We start from the raw sequence: 18764 nt of genomic DNA, 5'->3' as shown, positions 1-18764 counted from the left end.
GGAATATATCCACTACTACAACCATGATCGAATCAAGCAAAAACTAAAGGGATTGAGCCCGGTGCAATACCGAACTCAATCCCTCGTGCTAACCTAACTAAACTGTCCAACTACTGGGGGTCAGTTCATTTCAGCGGCTTTTTTTCTTCATGAAGAAGATTACTTCTTAGCGTCAGCAGCAGGAGCGGCTGGAGCAGCAGGGGCTGCAGGAGCGGCAGCAGGAGCTTCAGCAGCAGGAGCGGCAGGAGCAGCAGCAGCAGGAGCTTCAGCAGGTTTTGCTTCTTCTTTTTTACCGCAAGCGGCCAAAGCGATAGCTAACATTGCAGCAAATACGAGTGACTTCTTCATTTGTAATTTCCTCTAAAAAAATTAAACACCAATTATCGATAATTGTTGTGGGAGCTACCAAGGGCAAATCCCTAGGTAGTTTCCTGTATTTATTATAGCCATACCTGATTAATCTTCGAAAATCAGCCAACCAGCGAGGTAGGCTTCGTAAAGACTTGTTTTGCTGCTATTTTTAAGCCGGTTAGTTTTCAGTCTTTTGGCGGATGATAGGTCGTTCCAGGCAGATATGATCTCGATGGTTTGATCTTTTGTGACATTGTCACCATTGCAAAATACTTGCTTGCCAAGGCTCAAAATACGGCTTTGGGGGCTTGGAATGAGTGATGTATTAGCCAGCTCCTTGAGGAACTGGCTTTGGCTTAAGGGCTGCTTGGGGCCATCAAAAAATGCCTGCTGTTTGGGTTCGGATAGGTATGCGGTGATGCCAGGTAAAAATCGATCAATTTGGTTCAAGTTCAGGCTAGCCAACTGTTCACGTAATTGTTTGATGAGTTCTTGTGGAAGTTGCTCAGGGCTGGCGGTTGACCCCTGTTTTGGGTCAGCAAATTTACGATCTAAATCGGGAATGTCTTCCAAGGATTCGGCGAGTCGCCATAAACCCTCTTGAAGCAACTCTTTAAAGCTAGGAGAGCGAAACCCTACAGACCAGGTTTGACAGCCAGCATCTAAAGCGATCCCATCATGAGCCACATGGGGCGGGAGATACAGCATATCGCCGGGCTCAAGCACCCACTCTTGTTCGCATTGAAAATTCTGCAGAATCTTCAGAGGCAACTTAGTATCGAGGCTTAAGTCTTTCTGTTGAGAGATGCGCCACTTTCTTCTTCCCGACATTTGGATGAGAAAAACATCATAGGAATCAAAATGGGGTCCCACACCTCCGCCAATGCCAGCAATACTGATCATCAGGTCATCTAAGCGAGCATCAGGTATAAAGCGAAACCAGGAAAGCACTTTTGTGGCTGCGGGATGATGCGCTTCCATACCTTGGAGCAAAAGCGTCCAGTCCCGCATATCGAGCTTGGGTAAGGATTTTTTCTGGAAGGGTCCCTGATCAAAGCGCCAAGGCTTAGATTGAATGAGGCGAGACTCTACTTCCTCTTGAGCGGCAAAGTGAACTAATTGTTCATAAGAAATCGGGCTTTCTAGCGACTCCTCGTTTTGAGAGCAAAGCGCAAATGCTGGAATGGCCCCCCGAACAAGCAAGGGCTTTTTATGCCAATACCGTTTCATGAACTGCTCAGGGCTCATTCCGCCAAATAGGGCCCAGGACTCGTTTAAAGGGAGCTTTTGGGGTGCTTGGGGCGGCTGATAAGGCTTGCTCAAGTAAAATGAACTCATAAAGTAAAGGCTAGTGTTAAATCATTAAAAAAACGAATGTACGACAAATTGCGCATGAAGATTGAAAAAAATACTATCGTATCCCTTCGATATAAATTAACCGATGCTCAAAATAATGTCATCGAGGAGCCAGATGCTCCGATGGTATACCTGCACGGTGGCTATGAAGGCACTTTCCCCAAAATTGAATCGATGTTGGACGGTCAAGACATTGGCTATGAAGCCACTATTCAATTAGAGCCTAATGAGGCTTTTGGCGAATATGACCCAGAGCTACTGAAGATAGAACCACGTACGCGCTTCCCAGAGCCATTAGAAGTAGGCATGCAATTTGAAGGCGTTCCAGATTCTGATGCAGATGAAGAGGCTGAAGATATCTCTGCATCTGCTGATGATGCAGACGAAACTGACGATGAACCTTTGATCTATACCGTGACTGATGTGGCTGATAACCAAGTTGTTCTAGATGGTAATCATCCCCTGGCAGGGATGGCTCTTCGCTTCTGGGTGCAGGTAGAGGATGTGCGCGCAGCGACTGATGATGAAATTCAAAATCGCTATCCCGAAGGAAGTGAGAACTTCACCTTTGGTATGCCCAATGAGGACGCAGATGAGGAAGATTTTCTTGAGAAAGCACTGAGCTTAAAAACTCAGGCACCACGCACCTTGCATTAATCCGCAAGATAGAACATTACTCTTTAAGCCATTCCTTGATGGCATCCAGATCGCGCTTGGTATCGCTGTTGGCAGGAGAATCTGTCGGAAGATTGCTTAACTTGGCGAGCGCCTTTTCAAGCTGAGCAATTTTGGCCTCTTGTTCGATCGTGGCATCAATTAAACCCTTGAGCGCCATCGATACTGGGTCGTCTACATTGGGCGTGACACCATAAGCAGAAAAATACTCTTTCGTTTTGCTATCTGCGCTTTGAGGCAGATCAGGATGTAAGATGCGCGCAGGGATACCCACTGCAGTAGCTCCCGGAGGAATTTCTTTTAAGACGACGGCGTTTGATCCAACGCGTGCACCATCGCCCACAGTAAATCCACCGAGTACTTTTGCACCAGCACTCACAACTACACCTTTACCCAGGGTGGGGTGACGTTTCACCCCTTTATAGAGAGAGGTGCCACCTAAAGTCACGCCTTGGTAAATGGTGCAGTCATCCCCAATCTCAGTAGTCTCGCCAATCACAATACCAAGACCATGATCTAAAAAGACGCGACGACCAATCTTGGCGCCCGGATGAATTTCAATGCCGGTGATAAAACGTGACAGCATCGATAGAACCCGTGCAATCCACTTCAGACCTAGGTTCCATAAAAAATGAGAGATACGGTGCAGCCAAACTGCATGTAAGCCTTGATAGCAGGTGATCACCTCGAGACGGTTTCTTGCAGCAGGGTCGCGGAGGATGATGGAGTCGACTTGGTCGAAGAGTGAATTAAACATGGCTAGATTTTAACGGGGCTGGCTTATTTTCTCAGGAGCATCTGTTTGGCAATTCCGCGCAAGAGGTCGATTTCTTCCTGATGCAGGCGGCTGCGAGCAAATAAGGCCTCCAAGCGGGGCATCAGCTTCTTAGGATTGGCGGGATCAAGATAGCCAATAGCCTCTAGACCCTGACGCCAATGCTCCAACATAGCAGCCACCGCAGCTGGATCAGCATAGTCCGACAAATCCCGACTATTGCTTGAGTCCTGCGAGATACCTGCTAAAAACGCTTCTCTCAGCGTGTAGGCGCAGACCATCAGCGCTTGCGCAAGATTTAAGGATGGGTAATCGGGGTTGGCGTCCAACCAGACGCGATGAGTGCATAAGGAAAGATGATGGTTTTCTAAACCCGTTCTTTCGGGGCCAAAGACAAGAGCGACTTGCCCCTGATTGCGTACTGTGTCGGTAATCAGGCCTCGAGCGGTTTCCCAATCTATGGCGGGAGGGCCAAACTCTCGTTCACGGCTAGTAAGACCCAGAACAAGTGAGCAACCCTGCACAGCGCTATCAAGAGACTCTGACTCTTGTGAAGATTCGAGTAGGTCAGCAGCGCCGCTAGCCAAAGCAATTGCCTCAGCCTGATTAGCAATACCTGGAATTTTTGGCTTAATTAGATGAAGATCGTGAAAGCCCATGGTTTTCAGGGCTCTTGCTGCCGAACCCACATTGCCAGGGTGGCTTGTTTCTACGAGAACCCAGCGTATCAGGTGGGCTTGGTCGATTTCCATGAGTTTCTTAGCTGTTTAGTCAGGAGGAGGGTAAATTGCAAATCGTTTAGAATCAGCGTATTAGCTTCGTATTGTCGTGCAGTTTTGGCAATGTGACAGGCTCGTTCTTATTTAATTTGTCCATCAATACTATGCATCCCATGTTAAATGTGGCCGTAAAGGCTGCCCGTCGTGCTGGAACCGTGATTAATCGCGCCTCTCTCAATTTAGAGCGTCTCCAAGTCGATCGTAAACAGCACAATGACTTTGTAACTGAGGTGGACAAGGCCGCAGAAGCGGCCATCATCGAAACCCTGAGCGAGGCCTATCCAACACATGGATTTTTGGCTGAAGAGACGGGTGAACACAATGCCGATGCAGAGAACGTATGGATCATTGATCCATTGGATGGCACAACTAACTTCATTCACGGCTTTCCGCAGTATGCGGTGTCAATTGCTTTAGCAGTCAATGGCGTAATTCAACAGGCTGTTGTCTACGATCCAACTCGCGATGAACTATTTACTGCAACTCGAGGAGCGGGCGCTTATTTGGATCGCCGGCGTTTACGGGTTGGTGCACAAGATCGTTTAGCGAATTCTTTAATTGGCACTGGCTTTCCCTATCGAGAAGATCAAGACCTCGATAAATATCTCAGCATATTTGCAGAGATGTCTCGTCAGTGCGCAGGCTTACGTCGTCCTGGTGCAGCTTCATTAGACTTAGCTTATGTTGCTGCGGGTCGTTACGATGGTTTCTTTGAGAGTGATCTCAAGCCTTGGGATATGGCTGCAGGTGCTCTGTTGATTACTGAAGCCGGTGGCTTGATTGGTAATTACCGCGGTGAAGAGGGATTTTTAAAGAGCGGCGAAGTAATGGCTGCAAATCCACGTATCTACGCTCAAATGGTGCAAACGCTTTCTAAATATTCTGCTTCTTAAGATTTAATCAAGTCGATAGCGCGCACGCCTTGAGCATTAATCATGAGTGCACTCGCTCTTGGGCGAGCACCTTCCGGATGATCTAAGTCCCAATCAGACAAAACCCAGCGTTGCCAAGATTGTTCGCCTAATTGCTCTTGATGATGAGCGGGTAAATGGGTGTGTCCATGTATCAGCTTATCGCCTGAATGACTACGTAGTATTGCAGCACAAGCCTCTTGAGTGACATTCGTTTTAATCTGATTCTTCTGATAGGAAGCTCTTGCATTGCGTTGATATTGCGCATGACTATTGCCCCGTAAATGATTGGCAACGGAACGCCGCCAAGCCAAGGGGAGGCAGAGAAATCCTTTTTGCAACCAAGGCTTTCTAGTCCAGCTACGAAATATCTGATAGCCCACATCTGCGGTGCACAGAGCATCCCCATGTGAGAGTAGGTAATGTTGGCCGGCAAGTTCCACCAGCGAAGGATCTGACAATGGAGTTATGCCAGTTTTTTTCAAGAAGGCAGGACCCACTAGAAAGTCACGGTTGCCATGAATGTAATACGTTTTGGTTTTGGCAGAAAGATTCGCGAGGGCGCGTTTTACTTCTTGTTGAAAAGGCGAATGCGCTGAAGCATCATCGCCAATCCAATATTCAAAAAGATCACCCAGAATAAAAACAGCTTCTACCTGAGAAGCATCTTTTTCACAAAAGTCAAAAAAGCGTTGAGCCGTCAAGGGCATTGACGGCGTCAAGTGTAGATCTGAGATGAGCAGTGCGCTCGCGTATTGCGGGATCATTCCTCGAGAACAGAGGCTTTCTCAATCACAACATCTTCTGCTGGTACATCTTGATGAAAACCAGCATTACCAGTCTTCACTTTGCGAATCGTATCAACTACATCCATACCCTCAGTGACTTTGCCAAAGACAGCATAACCCCAGCCTTGCGCATTTTGAGCGGTATGGTTTAGAAATTCATTGTCATTCACGTTGATGAAAAACTGCGCAGTAGCTGAATGTGGATCACTCGTGCGAGCCATCGCAACGGTACCAAGTTCATTCTTGAGACCATTATTAGCCTCATTCTCAATTTCTGCACCAGTCGGCTTTTGCTTCATGCCAGCAGTCATGCCGCCACCCTGAATCATGAAGTTATTAATCACCCGATGAAAAATTGTGCCATCGTAGTGACCGCTCTTTACATACTGCAAAAAATTGGCAACGCTTATGGGTGCTTTAGCTGCGTCAAGAGTGAGGGTGATATCGCCCTGATTGGTTTTAAGGAGAACCTTCGCCATTGTTTTATTTACTTTCTGGAGAGTTAGTGGATGGATTGCTTGAAGAAGAACTGGGGTTTGTAGGACCTCTGGTCTGAGGTTTTAATAAATTGAGTAGATATTTAGCGCGATTGGCATACAGACGCTGATTGAGTTGAGTATTGGCGGCAGCATCTTCGTAAGCCTTAGCACCCAAGCGCACATAGACTTCGCCTAAGTTCGCTGCAGCAGTGCTGTAACTAGGACGCAGCTTCAGTGCGAGCTCTAAATAGTCGCGTGCTTCAATCCATTTATCTTGATTCGCGACGATCGCTGCAAGATTGTTATAAGGCTCTGGCAGCTCTGGAAATTGTTGAGTAATTTCAATTAAGGTTTTCTTGGCCCCATCAAAATCACGTAGCTCAAGTTGCAAGCGGGCCTTGATATAACGTAATTGGACATTACGAGGAGTCTTTTTGAGGCGAGTATTAATTAAATCTATCGCATCTTGATATTTTCTCGCCTTCACTAATTTTTCTATATCCGATGGCACCGCATTTTTAGTCACCGGATCTGGCTCAATAATCAAGAAAGATAAAAAGGGCACACCAACGGTTTCAGAGAGCTCTGGATTTAATGGATCGTATGGAGCATCCGTGGAGAGTCTGGGAGGATCGCTGGGTCCATAGCCGCCCAGGTAGGCTTGAGTTTTAGCTTGTGGAGAAGTTGCTTCTTGCCTATTGACGGCGGCGATTTCAGCATTTGCCTGTTGTTGGGCAGGGGTACTGCACCCAGTCAGCAATAAAAAGCTCAGGGCAATAGCAATTGCTAGAAAAGTGGTGACGATCGGTGCTTTGAGGGTTGCAAACATAAGGGAAGGGGTGAAAAACTGGCTCATTCGATATACTCAGCGCTCAGTCTAACAAATTGGCGCTACTTGCCTCACCTTTATAGCCCTATGCTGCAAATCTATAACACCCTAAGCCGTTCTAAACAGGTTTTTAAGCCCATCGAACCGGGTAAGGTGAAGATGTATGTCTGCGGCATGACGGTCTATGATTTTTGCCATATTGGCCACGCCAGGGTCATGATCGTCTTTGATATGGTTGTTCGCTGGCTCAGAGCCAGTGGCTATCAGGTTCTCTATGTTCGCAATATCACCGATATTGATGACAAAATCATTAAGCGTGCTCTAGAAAATGGCGAGCCGATTACAAGCTTAACCAATCGCTTCATTGCTGCCATGCATTCTGACTCTGATGAGTTAGGTTTAATGCATCCAGATCAGGAGCCGCGTGCTACGGATTACATCAAACAAATGCAAGGGATGATCGGCAAGCTCATTGAAAATAAATTGGCGTATCAAGCAGAAGACGGCGATGTCAATTTTGCAGTTCGTTTACTGCCCCGTTACGGTCAGCTGTCTGGCAAATCTCTCGATGAACTCAATGAAGGTGAGCGCGTTGCAGTAGGAGGAGGTAAACGCGATCCATTGGATTTTGTATTGTGGAAGAGCGCTAAGCCAGAAGAGCCTGCCGATACCCGTTGGAAATCCCCTTGGGGCGAGGGCCGACCAGGTTGGCATATCGAGTGCTCAGCCATGTCATGCGACTTACTTGGCGAACACTTTGATATTCATGGTGGTGGCGCCGATTTGCAGTTTCCGCATCATGAAAATGAAATCGCACAAAGCGAAGGGGCTTTGTACGGGCAAAATCGAAAAGAGGATGACGCTCCTTTTGTGAACTATTGGATGCATAACGGTCATATTCGAGTGAACCAAGAGAAGATGTCTAAGTCTTTGGGTAACTTCTTCTTAATCCGTGATGTCTTAAAAAGTTTTGATCCCGAAGTCTTGCGATTCTTCATGCTGAAAGCCCATTACCGCAGCCCCATCAATTACAGCGATGCGCAATTAGAAGAGGCGCGTGCTGGCTTGGTGCGCTTATATATCGCTTTAGCACAGGCATCCAACATAGTAAACGTAGCGCTTGATCCCAATAATTCCTGGTCAAAGCGCTTTGCCGATGCCATGAATGACGACTTCAATACATCAGATGCGATTGCGGTGTTGTTTGATTTGGCAAGTGAAGTTAATCGAGCTCAAGGTGATGAGAGACAGATGCTCGCAAGCACCCTCAAATCTTTAGGTGGCGTTTTGAATTTCTTGCAACGAGATCCAACCACATTCTTGCAATCGGGCACTAAAGACGTGGGTGGCTTCAGTCCCGAGCAAATCGAAGAACAAATTGCTGCTCGGATTGCGGCTAAGCAAGCAAAAGATTTTGCTAAAGCCGACCTTATTCGTAAAACTTTATTAGAGCAGGGCGTTGTCTTGGAAGATAAGCCTGGCGGTCTCACAGAATGGCGGAGGGCTTAATGGCGTCCGTTAAAGAAGAATCCATTCTCAAAGAAGTTGCGCCTGATTATTGGGAGCAGGCTTGTCGTGAGCTGATGAAGCATGATCGCATTATGAAGAAATTGATTCCCAAATATGGATCTGGTTTTTTAGTTACTCGGGGCGATGCATTTACAACGCTTGCTCGTGCGATTGTTGGACAACAAATCTCCGTAGCTGCTGCCCAAGCAGTGTGGGATAGGGTGCTTATCGCTAGCAAGAAAAAAGTGAACCCAAAAAATATCTTGGCGCTCACGGTGGAGGATTTAAGGACAGCTGGCTTATCAGGTCGCAAGGTCGAGTACATCCGCGACTTGGCCGATCACTTTGATTCTGGTCGTCTCCATGCCAATCAGTGGAAAGGTATGGACGATGAGAGCGTGATTAAAGAATTGAGCGCAATTCGGGGAATTGGACGCTGGACCGCAGAAATGTTCCTCATTTTTAATCTGGTTCGCCCTAATATTCTGCCGCTAGATGATGTTGGCCTCATTAAGGCAATTTCCCTCAATTACTTCAGTGGTGAGCCTGTTAGCCGCCATGAGGCAAGGGAAGTGGCGGCTAATTGGGCCCCATGGCGTACGGTTGCTACCTGGTATATGTGGAGAAGTATCGATCCCATCCCGGTTGAATATTAAAATCAGACTATGAAAACGACTTTCCTAGATTTTGAGCAGCAAATCGCCGAATTAGAGTCAAAGATTGAAGAGCTGCGTTTTGTGCAAGATGAATCATCGGTAGATATCTCCGATGAGATCAAAACGCTTTCTGAAAAAAGCCTACAACTCACCAAGGATGTTTATGCCAACTTAACGCCTTGGCAGGTATCGCAAGTTGCGCGTCACCCGCAACGTCCGTACACCTTAGACTATGTTGACGCCTTATTCACTGACTTCCATGAACTCCACGGTGATCGTATGTTTGCAGACGACCAATCGATCATTGGCGGTCTAGCACGTTTTGATCATCAGCCGTGCATGGTGATTGGTCATCAAAAGGGTCGCGATACTAAAGAGCGTGCCTTGCGTAATTTCGGTATGAGTCGTCCTGAGGGGTATCGCAAAGCCATGCGCCTCATGCGCCTTGCAGAAAAGTTTGGTATTCCTGTATTTACTTTCGTAGATACACCAGGTGCATTCCCCGGCATCGATGCAGAGGAGCGCAACCAATCTGAAGCGATTGGTCGTAACCTCTATGTGCAAGCTGAGCTTGAAGTGCCGATCATCGCTACGATCATTGGTGAAGGTGGTTCGGGCGGCGCTCTGGCAATTGCCATGGGTGATGTTGTCTTGATGTTGCAGAACTCTACTTATTCTGTCATTTCTCCGGAAGGATGTGCCTCTATTCTTTGGAAGACCGCTGATAAAGCCTCTGAGGCTGCTGAACAGTTGGGCTTAACTGCGCAACGCTTGAAAGCCCTGGGCTTAATCGACAAGATTGTGGCTGAGCCAGTTGGTGGGGCTCATCGGGATTACGATGTCATGATGAGTAACATGAGCAAAGCCCTTGCCGAGTCGATCAAAACTTTTGATGGCATGAAGGCTGACGCATTACTTGAACGTCGTCATGCGCGTCTAATGAGTTATGGCAAGTTCAAGGAAATCACAGCCAAGTTTTAAGTCTACAAATCGAATTGCGATCGCCTTAAGTGGTGGCCTCGATTCGGTTGTATTACTTGACACTGTTTGCAAAGCGCAAGCAAAAAATAAAAATACCGAAATTTTTGTTTTCCATATTCATCATGGTTTACAAAAACCTGCCGATGACTGGCTTATCTTTTGCGAGAAGCTCGCTCAGAAATACAAAGTTCATTTTGACTTTCGCTTACTTCATCTAAGTCAAGAAGAAGGCAATATCGAAGCTAGAGCAAGAGCAGGGCGTTATGAGGCTCTAGCGGATCTCTGTGAAGAATATGGCATTGAAGATTTACTGCTAGCGCATCATCTGAACGATCAGGCAGAAACTGTTTTGTTGCAACTCTTACGCGGTGCTGGGGTGGCTGGTCTATCAGGCATGCCCGCTATTAGGGAGATCAAGGTAGGTAGCAATACTGTCACCCTCTGGCGTCCACTGCTGAACCAAAGCAGAGCGGAATTGGAAACCTACGCTAAAGAACATAAGCTTCAATGGATAGAAGATCCTAGTAATCAAAATCGTCAATTCAGACGTAACGCGATTCGCAAAGACATCATTCCAAGGCTGGTAAAGATTCAGCCAGAAGCGATTATGAATTTGGCACGCAGTGCAAATCTATTGAGTGATGCACAAATATTGTTAGATCGCCTAGCAATTCAAGATAGCAAAGATATTCTTTTAAAAGACTCCTTGAAAATAAAACCACTATTGAGTTTGGCTAAGTTAGACCAAGCAGCAGCAAACAATATTCTGCGCTATTGGCTAAGGCTGAATGAATTAGCCATGCCATCCCAAGAGCGGCTTGACGCTTGGTGGCGTGATCTGCGTTCAGTGAAAAGTGATGCTCAGCTTGAGTGGGCTCATGATGGCAAAGCCATTCGGCTGTGGCGCGATCAATTGCAAGTGTCTAGCCCTAGCTCAGGGCTGTGGGTTTTTAAACCCATTGCATCCAGAAGTAAAAATCTGGGCTTGCCGGCTGCCTGGGTAAAAAGTGCTCAAAAAGAAGGGCGTATTCATACCAAAACCAGGTCGGGTTCTGAAAAGCTACAAATTAAACCCAATGCTCCGCGAAAAACCTTGAAAAATCTCTTTCAGGAAGGCGACATACCGCCTTGGCAACGCAATGCGCCTCTGCTGTATATCGACAATCAACTGATTGCGGTTGCTGGCGTAGGCGTTAGTCATCCGCACTTAGTAGATTCTGGAACACGCGTTTTGCCCGAGTGGCAAGAGAAGGCTTTGTAGGTTCAAAACCCTGTAAAATAAGCCTTTTTTAGATCCTCGGGTAGTTAATTCCCGCTTACAGAGAATTGAATAGACGGTTTTATGGCTCTTATCGTTCATAAATACGGTGGCACCTCAATGGGCTCGGTTGAGCGCATTGCGAATGTCGCTAAGCGCGTTGCCAAATGGATGCGTGCTGGCCACCAGGTGGTCGTAGTACCTTCGGCCATGTCAGGTGAAACCAATCGCTTGCTCGGCTTGGCAAAAGAAATTAATCCTGAAGCAAATCCCCGCGAGTTGGATCAAATTGCCTCAACGGGTGAGCAGGTCAGCTCTGGTTTACTTGCCTTAGCTTTGATGCGCGAAGGTATTGATGCAGTGAGCTACGCTGGTTGGCAAGTTACTGTGCATACGGATTCTGCTTTTACCAAAGCCCGCATTAAGAGCATTGATGATAAAAAGATTCTGAATGATCTCAATACAGGTCGTGCAGTAGTGGTCACTGGATTCCAGGGGGTGGATTCAGAAGGAAATATCACTACTTTAGGTCGCGGTGGTTCTGATACTTCCGCGGTAGCGATGGCTGCTGCACTCAAAGCCGATGAGTGCTTGATCTATACCGACGTCGATGGCGTATACACCACTGACCCACGCGTCTGTGAGGATGCGCGTCGCTTAGATAAGATTACCTTTGAAGAGATGCTAGAAATGGCTAGCCTCGGTTCTAAGGTATTGCAAATTCGTTCAGTTGAGTTTGCCGGTAAGTACAAAGTTAAAACCCGTGTTCTGTCATCGTTGACAGATCCATTGATGCCCTTAGACCAAGAGATGAAGTCGGGCACCTTGATTACATTTGAAGAGGACAGCACTATGGAAGCCGCAGTTATTTCCGGCATCGCCTTTGCGCGTGATGAAGCGAAGATTACCGTGTTAGGAGTTCCTGATCGTCCAGGTATCGCCTATCAAATTCTGGGTCCAATCGCTGATGCAAATATTGATGTGGACATCATCATTCAAAATCAATCTGTAGATGGTAAGACTGACTTCACCTTCACAGTTCCAAGAGCTGATTATCAGAAAGCTTTGGATATTTTGAAGAACACAGTTCAAGCACATATCGAAGCAAAAGAAATCTCAGGCGATCCTAAGGTTTCCAAAGTTTCAGTTGTGGGCGTTGGCATGCGTTCCCATGTAGGCATCGCTAGCAAAATGTTCCGCACCTTGTCAGAAGAGGGCATCAATATCTTGATGATCTCCACAAGTGAAATCAAAATTTCAGTAGTGATTGACGAGAAGTACATGGAGCTAGCAGTACGCGCCTTGCACAAGGCATTTGAGCTCGACCAGAAGTAAATCAATCAAAAGGGTATTAAAGCCCCTCAGAAGCGGTTATCCGTTAAACTGTGTGGCGTTGTGGTATCAAAAGAGCTGTAAAAAGTACGGAGACGTGGCCGAGCTGGTCGAAGGCACTCCCCTGCTAAGGGAGCATCGGGGCTAAAACTCTGATCGGAGGTTCGAATCCTCTCGTCTCCGCCAGTACTTTTCAAATAAACCCAGTAAATTCAATGAGTTACTGGGTTTTTTGTTTTCATAAATTCCTTAAATTATCAAAAATCCAACAGTTTTTTACAAATTATGTTGCTTCGCACCAAATAAATGTTGCAACACAACAAAATATTTCTTACAATGGTGCATCGCAACAAGTTATACAACCATTTACTAAATAAAGGATTAACCATGTTCCAGAATCAATTAAACGATCAAATCGCTCAAGCTCAAGCTAAAGCTGTTGAAAACGCTAAACATTTGGCACAAGTTGCTGTTGAAAGTGCGCAAGAATTGGCAGAAATCAACCAAGCTGCTGCTAAAGATGCATTAGCTGCTGCACAAGATACAAGCTCACAGTTGTTGGCAATCAAGGATCCACAACAATTGGCTAAATTAGCTCAACCTGAAACTGCTCAAGAAGCTGTTAAGTATGCAACTGCATATCAAGCTAAAGTTAGCAAAGTTGTTCGTAACGGTAACAAAGAAGTTGCTCAAGTGATTGACGCTTCAATCGATGATGCACGTGACGATATGGTTAACTTTGTTAAAGAAGCTACTAAGACAGCTCCTGCTGGTTCTGAGGCATTTGTTGCTGCATTCAAAACTGCATTTGAAGCTTCAGTTCAACAGTTTGACCAAGTTCGCGCAACTGCAACTGATGCATTCGCAAGCTTTGAGAAAAGTGTTGACGCTGCATTGGCTAACATTCAAGGTCAATACGCTGTAGCTAAGCCAGCTGCAAAAGCACGTAAAGCTGCTTAATTCTTAGACTTACTTGCTTCAATAAAAAACCGCCTTCGGGCGGTTTTTTATTTCTCTGCAATAAGCTGCAAAGCTATATGCAGCAATGCATAGCAGGCTCTAATAGTTGATACCGTCAACCGCTTTTAGGTAGCCTTTTAAATATTGCGGTGGAACATATATCACCGTACTGATACTAGCCTTTGAGGAGAGGGTCAGTTGAAAACCGTCCTTCACGCGCTCCTTTAAAAAAGCATCAGTCAGATTAATCGACACTAATTCCTTGAAGATGCATCCTCTGGCCTCACACAGACCAGCCTCTTTGGAGATCGCCTTAAAGGTGGTAACTGGTCCATTGAGCAGGGTTGCAGAATCGTAATTGCGCATTTGTGTGAAATAGGTCAAGTGAACCTGGAGTTCATAGGACTTCACTCCTTGCTGGGTTTTCTCGCTACGCAAGTTAAACATTTCATAGGTATTGGATTCATCCATCGTATTGATCGATGGCCCTACATAGGTCTTTCCACCAGAGGTATTAGGGGTGACTATCGTAGATTGATAGACATCATTGACCTCCCAAGCACTAATCTTTTTATCGTTATTGGCACAGGCGATTAGCCCACAGCTGATTGCTAGTAATAATGCAAAACGGTACATATTTAGCTCCTTAGATCCCCAAATCATACTATCGTCTGCCAGCTTCCCTGACCATTCTCTTCAAATCAGGTTGAAGACCTTCGTTTTATCAAGTTCAGCGTTTTATTTCAAAACCTAGGGTTTGTCATGATTAATTTACTACACTTCACAATTTCACAACTTATGAAGTTGTGTTATAGTCTGATGACTAGGAGAGGAAATGAAGAGACAAATACCGAAAACACATCAAGCCTTGGAGTGGATAGGGAAGGGCATGAGCGCAGCTCAGGCCGCTCGAAAGATGGAGATTTCAGAGTCCAGTGTGTATGCCGCCCTCAGAAAAACGAAGGCAAAAGATATGGGTTGTTGCCCAACATGTGGTCACAAAATAAGGAACTAAGTTGAAAAAGACTCTATTGGTTGTTGTTACTATTTCAGTCGCTGCCTTTGCATACGCAAATACCGCATCCGATTCCTCTGCATTAGTAACTCAGCAGTGCAAGATTTCCGCGGAAGCGGTATCTACATTAAAAGGCCTGCAATACGGCAATACTTCAATCCGTAAAGATGTAGCCAGTTTGATTGATCGTCATTTGAAGACTCAGGAAAATAGAGAGAGCGCTCATAAGAAGTTGAGCTTGATGGTTGACGACAAATCTACTGACGCCAGCGTTCTTGAAGTGAAGTACTGCTCCTAATTCTGGACAGAGCAGTTAAAAAACCCCGCGCTAGGCGGGGTTTGAATAGTTGATACAATTTTTTATCAAGTTAATTCTTGAGAGTGGATAAAAAGTCTTTAATCACTTTATTCTGAAAAGAATTTTCATCTGGAGTTGCGCCAGCCCCAGACAAGTGACCCATTGGCAGGCGATCATTGATTGCCATGTACTTGGCTCCAGGAATGAGTTTTGCTGAAGACTTGGCATCTGACTCTGGATTAAGCAAGTCACCCGTACCTGCCAATATCAATGTTTTAGCTTTGATAGATTTCAGCGCCGCCGCCGTATTATTGTCGAAGCCTTTAGTTTGCCCTACGTCATGACGGTCATAGGCACGTGATTGCCAGATCCAGTCATTAGCATCCATTCTTTTCCAGCCAGCATCTTGCACCTTTTTAAGGTATTCAATTTCTGCTGCAGGCGTTGGATTTAATTGTTCCTGATAAGCGGGTGTTCTGACGATTACTCCACTTAACCAACCCGACCATAGACGCATGCCTTGCTCCACCGGTTTATCGTATTTGCCGCCTTGGTAGCCGGGGTCAGTCATGATGCTTTGACGAAGCATCTCTAACACGCCGGTAGTCCATGCTGGGGTTTTAGCTAAAGGAATAATTGGAATGATTACTTGCATGGCATTTGGGTAGGAGACAGCCCACTGTAAGGCTTGCATACCACCCATAGAGGCTCCGATTACCGCAACTAATTTTTTAATACCAAAGTGATCTACAACTAACTGATGTTGTGTGTTGACCATATCCCGTATATTAAATTCTGGAAAGCTAACATTTGCTTGTGCTTTGCTATTGGATGGCGAGGTACTCAAGCCATTACCAATAGCATCAGTGCAGATGACAAAGTACTTGTCAGTATCTAACGCTTTACCGGGACCAATCAGGTAATCAATGCGATGATGATTTCCGCCAATGGCTGTCACCATCAAAATAGCGTTACTCTTATCGGCATTCAGGGTGCCTTGTGTCGTATAGGACAAATTAAAATCTTGAATGATGGAGCCATTCTCTAGTTGAAAGTTGCCTTCAGAATAGAGTTGATGAGTCGGTTCAGTCGGCTTATGGGCTAGTGCATTGAGTGAGGTAATTGTGAGGGCGAGCGCAACGCCCTTCATAATGGCTAAATACATACTTGTCTCCTTTTATTATTATTTATTTATAGCAGGATTTTCTGATGACCCAGGCATTTGAGTGTGCAGAATGCGGTAATCCTAGATTTTTAATGAGCTCCTGTCAGCATTGTGGGAGCGCAGAACTGCCCAGCATGTTTGTAGATGTCACCGAATTCAATATTAAGCAGGGCTTTCCAAATGTTGAAGAGGCCTTGGACCATTTAACTGAATATCTGAGAGCTGCTTATGAGCTTGGTCTGAAGGCGATCGTTTTAATACACGGCTATGGCTCATCTGGTGAGGGTGGTCGTATTAAATGGGCGATTCATGCGGCGCTCGAAAATAATCGGTTTGCTGATCGGGTTGAGGAGTATTTCTATGGGGAGAATGTTCCCTATGCAAGCCCAGCTTGTCAGGATTTATTGAAAAAGCGCCCAGGTTTAAAACGGTATTTAAAGCACTTCAAGGCTGGCAATGCAGGTATGACAATTTTATTGCTAGGTTCTACCCCTAGAAGTACTTAGAATAGACAGGTATCTAGGAAACTCTTATGACTACTCAGAAATCACAACATGCCATTCCTCAAGAAGCATCAGCTTCTAGCGCAGATCAATTAATCGGTGAATTTAAATCTCTAATGGCCGATGCTGAGGCTTTAATTCAGGCTACTGAAGATCATCCGAGTGAGACAATTAGTGCTATTCGCCATAAGGCGCTTGAAACTATCTCCGGTGCTAAGGAAAGTCTATCAAATCTTGAGGGGACTTTGACCGAAAAAGCTAAGGTAGTTGCTGAAGGTGCGGATGATTTCGTGCATCGTAATCCGTGGGAGGCAGTTGGTGTTGCTGCTGGCTTAGGCTTATTAATTGGTCTTTTGATCCGTCGTCGCTAGGTTCGCATGTCTCAAGAAAATTTACTCTCCTCCATTAAAAACCTTGCCTCAACGGGTGCATCTATTGCGCAAACTCGCTTAGAGCTTTTGTCGGTTGATGTGCAAATTGCCAGAAACAAATTGATCAGCCTGCTGGTAATGATTGTGAGTGCCTTATTCTTTTTATTCTTTGGCTTAGTAATGTTGGCTTTACTCATCGTCATCTATAGTTGGGAATCTGATCGGATGCTAGCTTTAGGCTTGCTCGCTACGGCATTTATCTCCATCGGCTTAATTTTGGCGCTTGTGATTATGCAAGCGCTACGCAATATGCCTAAGTTATTCGAAGCATCGATTACAGAATTCGCTAAAGACAGGGAAGAGCTTTCGCGCTAAGGTATGAGCAATAGACTCAAAGCCCTGGAGGCTCGTCGTCAAGAGCTTCAAAAAAGATCCAGCCATGAGCGCCTTGAATTTTCTCAGCACTTTGAGCCTTGGGAGAAGCCACTCTCATGGGCTGATAAGGGTGTTGATGCCTTTCACTTTCTCAAAGACAACCCATTACTATGGACGAGTGCCTTTGCGGCCCTGGCTCATTACAGACCTAAATTGGCTAGCAAGGTTTTGGCTGTTGGTTGGGGTGCTATGAAGTTGCTCAAGAGTGTCAAGCGCTTAGTCTAGGTCAAGATTTAGCCAATCAATACAGATTTATTCAGTATTCCATGTTGATTCAAAATAGCACTGCCATTGAGTGCGCCTATTTCAAGCAGCGTAATCGCACCACAGACAGTAAAGCCAGCATTGCGAATCAGCTTATCAGCAGCTATTAAAGTACCTCCAGTTGCCAGTACATCATCAATCATCAAGACCCGAGCATCTTTTAGCAGGGTTGACTGCTGAATTTCCAAGGAGTCTGAGCCGTATTCCAAGCCATAAAACTCTCGATGGGTCACTAAGGGAAGTTTATTGGGCTTTCTGGCGAGGGCTAGGCCTTTATGGGCATGATGTGCAAGGGCGGAGCCAAAAATAAAGCCTCGCGATTCAATCCCTAAAATATGGGTATAGTCAAATGATTGGGCTAATTCATTGAGCTTCGCAATCGCTTCTTTGAAGGCTGCTGGGTCTGCTAATAAAGGGGAAATATCTCTAAACAGAATTCCAGGTTTCGGAAAATTGGGTACACCGGGTAGATAATCTAATAAATTCATATATGGCAGACATGAAAACGAATTACCTCATTATTACCGCATTAGAGAGTGAGCTCAAGCGCGAGGCACTCCCGTCAGGCGTTGAGATTATCTACTCTGGGATTGGCAAAATAAACGCAACGATCGCCTGTGTCAAAGCAATACATCAATATGCGCCTAATCAGATTATTAATTTTGGGACCGCTGGGAAGGTGAACCCTCAAATTCATGGCTTAATAAATATCGGCAAGGTCATTCAGCGTGATATGGATACAGAGCCGCTTGCTCCTCGAGGCCAAACCCCGTTTTGTAATAAGCCATCAGAATATCTCTCATCTGGAAAATTTCTATGTGGTACTGGCGATAGCTTTGTGACTGCGCAGGATCCTTGGCTCAATAGCCAAGGGGTTGATGTTGTCGATATGGAGTTGTTTGCACTCGCAGCGGTAGCGCATCAGCATCAGATTGTATGGCGGTCATTCAAATATATTACTGATGATGCTAATGAAAATTCTGGTAATGATTGGCAAGAAAAAGTAAATCACGGGCAAGAGCTATTCATTGATAAACTCAAGCAAATAATGAGTTAAGCCTATCAATAGGATTT

26 protein-coding genes and 1 tRNA gene are annotated in these 18764 nt (G+C 45.7%); 17 read left to right on the top strand and 10 right to left on the bottom strand.

Annotated elements, in window-relative coordinates:
- A partial coding sequence (locus tag ICN35_RS02125; RefSeq protein WP_216123889.1) for an IS3 family transposase occupies positions 1 to 97 on the top strand: 97 nt, incomplete at its 5' end.
- Positions 98 to 159: 62 nt separating this feature from the next.
- Here ICN35_RS02125 and ICN35_RS02120 read toward each other — a convergent pair.
- Both ICN35_RS02120 and ICN35_RS02115 read right to left on the bottom strand, forming a co-directional pair.
- Positions 160 to 348: a hypothetical protein gene (locus ICN35_RS02120; protein ID WP_216123847.1), complete on the bottom strand. Its 189-nt coding sequence runs from the start codon at positions 346 to 348 to the stop codon at positions 160 to 162.
- A 108-nt stretch (positions 349 to 456) separates the two neighbouring features.
- A complete protein-coding gene (locus tag ICN35_RS02115) occupies positions 457 to 1689 on the bottom strand; it encodes a cupin domain-containing protein (protein WP_216123846.1) in 1233 nt (410 codons plus the stop codon).
- A gap of 54 nt (positions 1690 to 1743) precedes the next feature.
- Between ICN35_RS02115 and ICN35_RS02110 the strand changes: the two genes are divergently transcribed.
- Complete coding sequence (locus ICN35_RS02110) at positions 1744 to 2364, top strand: peptidylprolyl isomerase (protein WP_216123887.1); 621 nt, start codon at positions 1744 to 1746, stop codon at positions 2362 to 2364.
- Between the two features lie 16 nt (positions 2365 to 2380).
- On the opposite strand, the gene cysE is transcribed toward ICN35_RS02110, so the two are convergent.
- Both cysE and ICN35_RS02100 read right to left on the bottom strand, forming a co-directional pair.
- The gene (gene cysE / locus ICN35_RS02105; RefSeq protein WP_215294706.1) at positions 2381 to 3139 is read right to left on the bottom strand and encodes a serine O-acetyltransferase; all 759 of its coding nucleotides are present in this window, start codon (positions 3137 to 3139) and stop codon (positions 2381 to 2383) included.
- Positions 3140 to 3162: 23 nt separating this feature from the next.
- Positions 3163 to 3909, bottom strand: a complete 747-nt coding sequence (locus ICN35_RS02100; protein ID WP_216123845.1) for an RNA methyltransferase — start codon at positions 3907 to 3909, stop codon at positions 3163 to 3165.
- A 131-nt stretch (positions 3910 to 4040) separates the two neighbouring features.
- On the opposite strand from ICN35_RS02100, the gene ICN35_RS02095 reads away from it, so the two are divergent.
- Positions 4041 to 4829, top strand: a complete 789-nt coding sequence (locus ICN35_RS02095; RefSeq protein WP_216123843.1) for an inositol monophosphatase family protein — start codon at positions 4041 to 4043, stop codon at positions 4827 to 4829.
- On the opposite strand, the gene ICN35_RS02090 is transcribed toward ICN35_RS02095, so the two are convergent.
- Genes ICN35_RS02090 through ICN35_RS02080 form a run of 3 tightly spaced genes read right to left on the bottom strand, consistent with a single transcriptional unit; the run spans position 4826 to position 6970 of the window.
- Positions 4826 to 5614 carry a UDP-2,3-diacylglucosamine diphosphatase gene (locus ICN35_RS02090; RefSeq protein WP_216123841.1) on the bottom strand — a complete coding sequence of 263 codons (789 nt, stop codon included), beginning with the start codon at positions 5612 to 5614 and terminating at the stop codon, positions 4826 to 4828. The two genes, ICN35_RS02095 and ICN35_RS02090, sit on opposite strands and share 4 nt — an antisense overlap.
- Positions 5611 to 6114: a peptidylprolyl isomerase gene (locus tag ICN35_RS02085; protein ID WP_216123840.1), complete on the bottom strand. Its 504-nt coding sequence runs from the start codon at positions 6112 to 6114 to the stop codon at positions 5611 to 5613. Before ICN35_RS02085 ends, ICN35_RS02090 begins: the two co-directional genes overlap by 4 nt.
- Positions 6115 to 6118: 4 nt before the next feature.
- Complete coding sequence (locus ICN35_RS02080) at positions 6119 to 6970, bottom strand: tetratricopeptide repeat protein (RefSeq protein ID WP_251371995.1); 852 nt, start codon at positions 6968 to 6970, stop codon at positions 6119 to 6121.
- A 60-nt stretch (positions 6971 to 7030) separates the two neighbouring features.
- On the opposite strand from ICN35_RS02080, the gene cysS reads away from it, so the two are divergent.
- The 7 genes from cysS (at position 7031) to ICN35_RS02045 (ending at position 13639) form a co-directional block, all read left to right on the top strand.
- Positions 7031 to 8452 (top strand): cysteine--tRNA ligase, encoded by a 1422-nt coding sequence (gene cysS / locus ICN35_RS02075; protein WP_216123839.1) that lies wholly within the window; start codon positions 7031 to 7033, stop codon positions 8450 to 8452.
- The gene (locus ICN35_RS02070) at positions 8452 to 9108 is read left to right on the top strand and encodes a DNA-3-methyladenine glycosylase (protein WP_215317986.1); all 657 of its coding nucleotides are present in this window, start codon (positions 8452 to 8454) and stop codon (positions 9106 to 9108) included. The genes cysS and ICN35_RS02070 overlap by 1 nt, the downstream gene beginning before the upstream one ends.
- 9 nt (positions 9109 to 9117) lie before the next feature.
- Positions 9118 to 10089: an acetyl-CoA carboxylase carboxyltransferase subunit alpha gene (locus ICN35_RS02065; protein WP_216123838.1), complete on the top strand. Its 972-nt coding sequence runs from the start codon at positions 9118 to 9120 to the stop codon at positions 10087 to 10089.
- Positions 10055 to 11350, top strand: a complete 1296-nt coding sequence (gene tilS, locus ICN35_RS02060; protein WP_216123837.1) for a tRNA lysidine(34) synthetase TilS — start codon at positions 10055 to 10057, stop codon at positions 11348 to 11350. The genes ICN35_RS02065 and tilS overlap by 35 nt, the downstream gene beginning before the upstream one ends.
- An 81-nt stretch (positions 11351 to 11431) precedes the next feature.
- Positions 11432 to 12682: an aspartate kinase gene (locus tag ICN35_RS02055; protein WP_215294689.1), complete on the top strand. Its 1251-nt coding sequence runs from the start codon at positions 11432 to 11434 to the stop codon at positions 12680 to 12682.
- Positions 12683 to 12770: 88 nt separating this feature from the next.
- Positions 12771 to 12865 (top strand) — tRNA-Ser (locus tag ICN35_RS02050).
- 201 nt (positions 12866 to 13066) lie between these two features.
- Positions 13067 to 13639, top strand: coding sequence for a phasin family protein (locus tag ICN35_RS02045; protein WP_215294687.1), 573 nt, complete (start codon positions 13067 to 13069; stop codon positions 13637 to 13639).
- Positions 13640 to 13738: 99 nt separating this feature from the next.
- Here the strand turns inward: ICN35_RS02045 and ICN35_RS02040 are convergent, their stop codons facing one another.
- The gene (locus tag ICN35_RS02040) at positions 13739 to 14275 is read right to left on the bottom strand and encodes a hypothetical protein (RefSeq protein WP_216123836.1); all 537 of its coding nucleotides are present in this window, start codon (positions 14273 to 14275) and stop codon (positions 13739 to 13741) included.
- 199 nt (positions 14276 to 14474) lie between these two features.
- On the opposite strand from ICN35_RS02040, the gene ICN35_RS02035 reads away from it, so the two are divergent.
- Both ICN35_RS02035 and ICN35_RS02030 read left to right on the top strand, forming a co-directional pair.
- Entirely contained in the window at positions 14475 to 14654 is a 180-nt protein-coding gene (locus ICN35_RS02035; RefSeq protein ID WP_071465709.1) for a hypothetical protein, read from the top strand.
- Position 14655: 1 nt separating this feature from the next.
- Positions 14656 to 14952 carry a hypothetical protein gene (locus ICN35_RS02030; RefSeq protein ID WP_215294684.1) on the top strand — a complete coding sequence of 99 codons (297 nt, stop codon included), beginning with the start codon at positions 14656 to 14658 and terminating at the stop codon, positions 14950 to 14952.
- A gap of 70 nt (positions 14953 to 15022) precedes the next feature.
- Here the strand turns inward: ICN35_RS02030 and ICN35_RS02025 are convergent, their stop codons facing one another.
- Complete coding sequence (locus tag ICN35_RS02025; RefSeq protein WP_216123835.1) at positions 15023 to 16117, bottom strand: alpha/beta fold hydrolase; 1095 nt, start codon at positions 16115 to 16117, stop codon at positions 15023 to 15025.
- A gap of 44 nt (positions 16118 to 16161) precedes the next feature.
- Between ICN35_RS02025 and ICN35_RS02020 the strand changes: the two genes are divergently transcribed.
- The 4 genes from ICN35_RS02020 to ICN35_RS02005 are packed head-to-tail and all read left to right on the top strand — an operon-like array spanning position 16162 to position 17651.
- Positions 16162 to 16623 carry a Smr/MutS family protein gene (locus tag ICN35_RS02020; protein ID WP_216123834.1) on the top strand — a complete coding sequence of 154 codons (462 nt, stop codon included), beginning with the start codon at positions 16162 to 16164 and terminating at the stop codon, positions 16621 to 16623.
- A 26-nt stretch (positions 16624 to 16649) separates the two neighbouring features.
- Complete coding sequence (locus ICN35_RS02015; RefSeq protein WP_216123832.1) at positions 16650 to 16991, top strand: YqjD family protein; 342 nt, start codon at positions 16650 to 16652, stop codon at positions 16989 to 16991.
- 6 nt (positions 16992 to 16997) lie between these two features.
- Positions 16998 to 17366, top strand: a complete 369-nt coding sequence (locus tag ICN35_RS02010; RefSeq protein ID WP_216123830.1) for a phage holin family protein — start codon at positions 16998 to 17000, stop codon at positions 17364 to 17366.
- A 3-nt stretch (positions 17367 to 17369) separates the two neighbouring features.
- Positions 17370 to 17651, top strand: a complete 282-nt coding sequence (locus ICN35_RS02005) for a YqjK-like family protein (RefSeq protein ID WP_215294674.1) — start codon at positions 17370 to 17372, stop codon at positions 17649 to 17651.
- Between the two features lie 8 nt (positions 17652 to 17659).
- Here ICN35_RS02005 and ICN35_RS02000 read toward each other — a convergent pair whose 3' ends face one another.
- Positions 17660 to 18178, bottom strand: a complete 519-nt coding sequence (locus tag ICN35_RS02000; RefSeq protein ID WP_216123828.1) for an adenine phosphoribosyltransferase — start codon at positions 18176 to 18178, stop codon at positions 17660 to 17662.
- A gap of 2 nt (positions 18179 to 18180) precedes the next feature.
- On the opposite strand from ICN35_RS02000, the gene ICN35_RS01995 reads away from it, so the two are divergent.
- Positions 18181 to 18747: a 5'-methylthioadenosine nucleosidase gene (locus tag ICN35_RS01995; RefSeq protein WP_370625646.1), complete on the top strand. Its 567-nt coding sequence runs from the start codon at positions 18181 to 18183 to the stop codon at positions 18745 to 18747.
- Positions 18748 to 18764 lie beyond the last annotated feature (17 nt).

This window comes from Polynucleobacter sp. es-GGE-1 (assembly GCF_018882005.1).
Lineage (GTDB): Bacteria > Pseudomonadota > Gammaproteobacteria > Burkholderiales > Burkholderiaceae > Polynucleobacter.
Note: the sequence above shows the minus strand (reverse complement) of the source record. Positions and strands in the feature narration are given on the sequence as shown.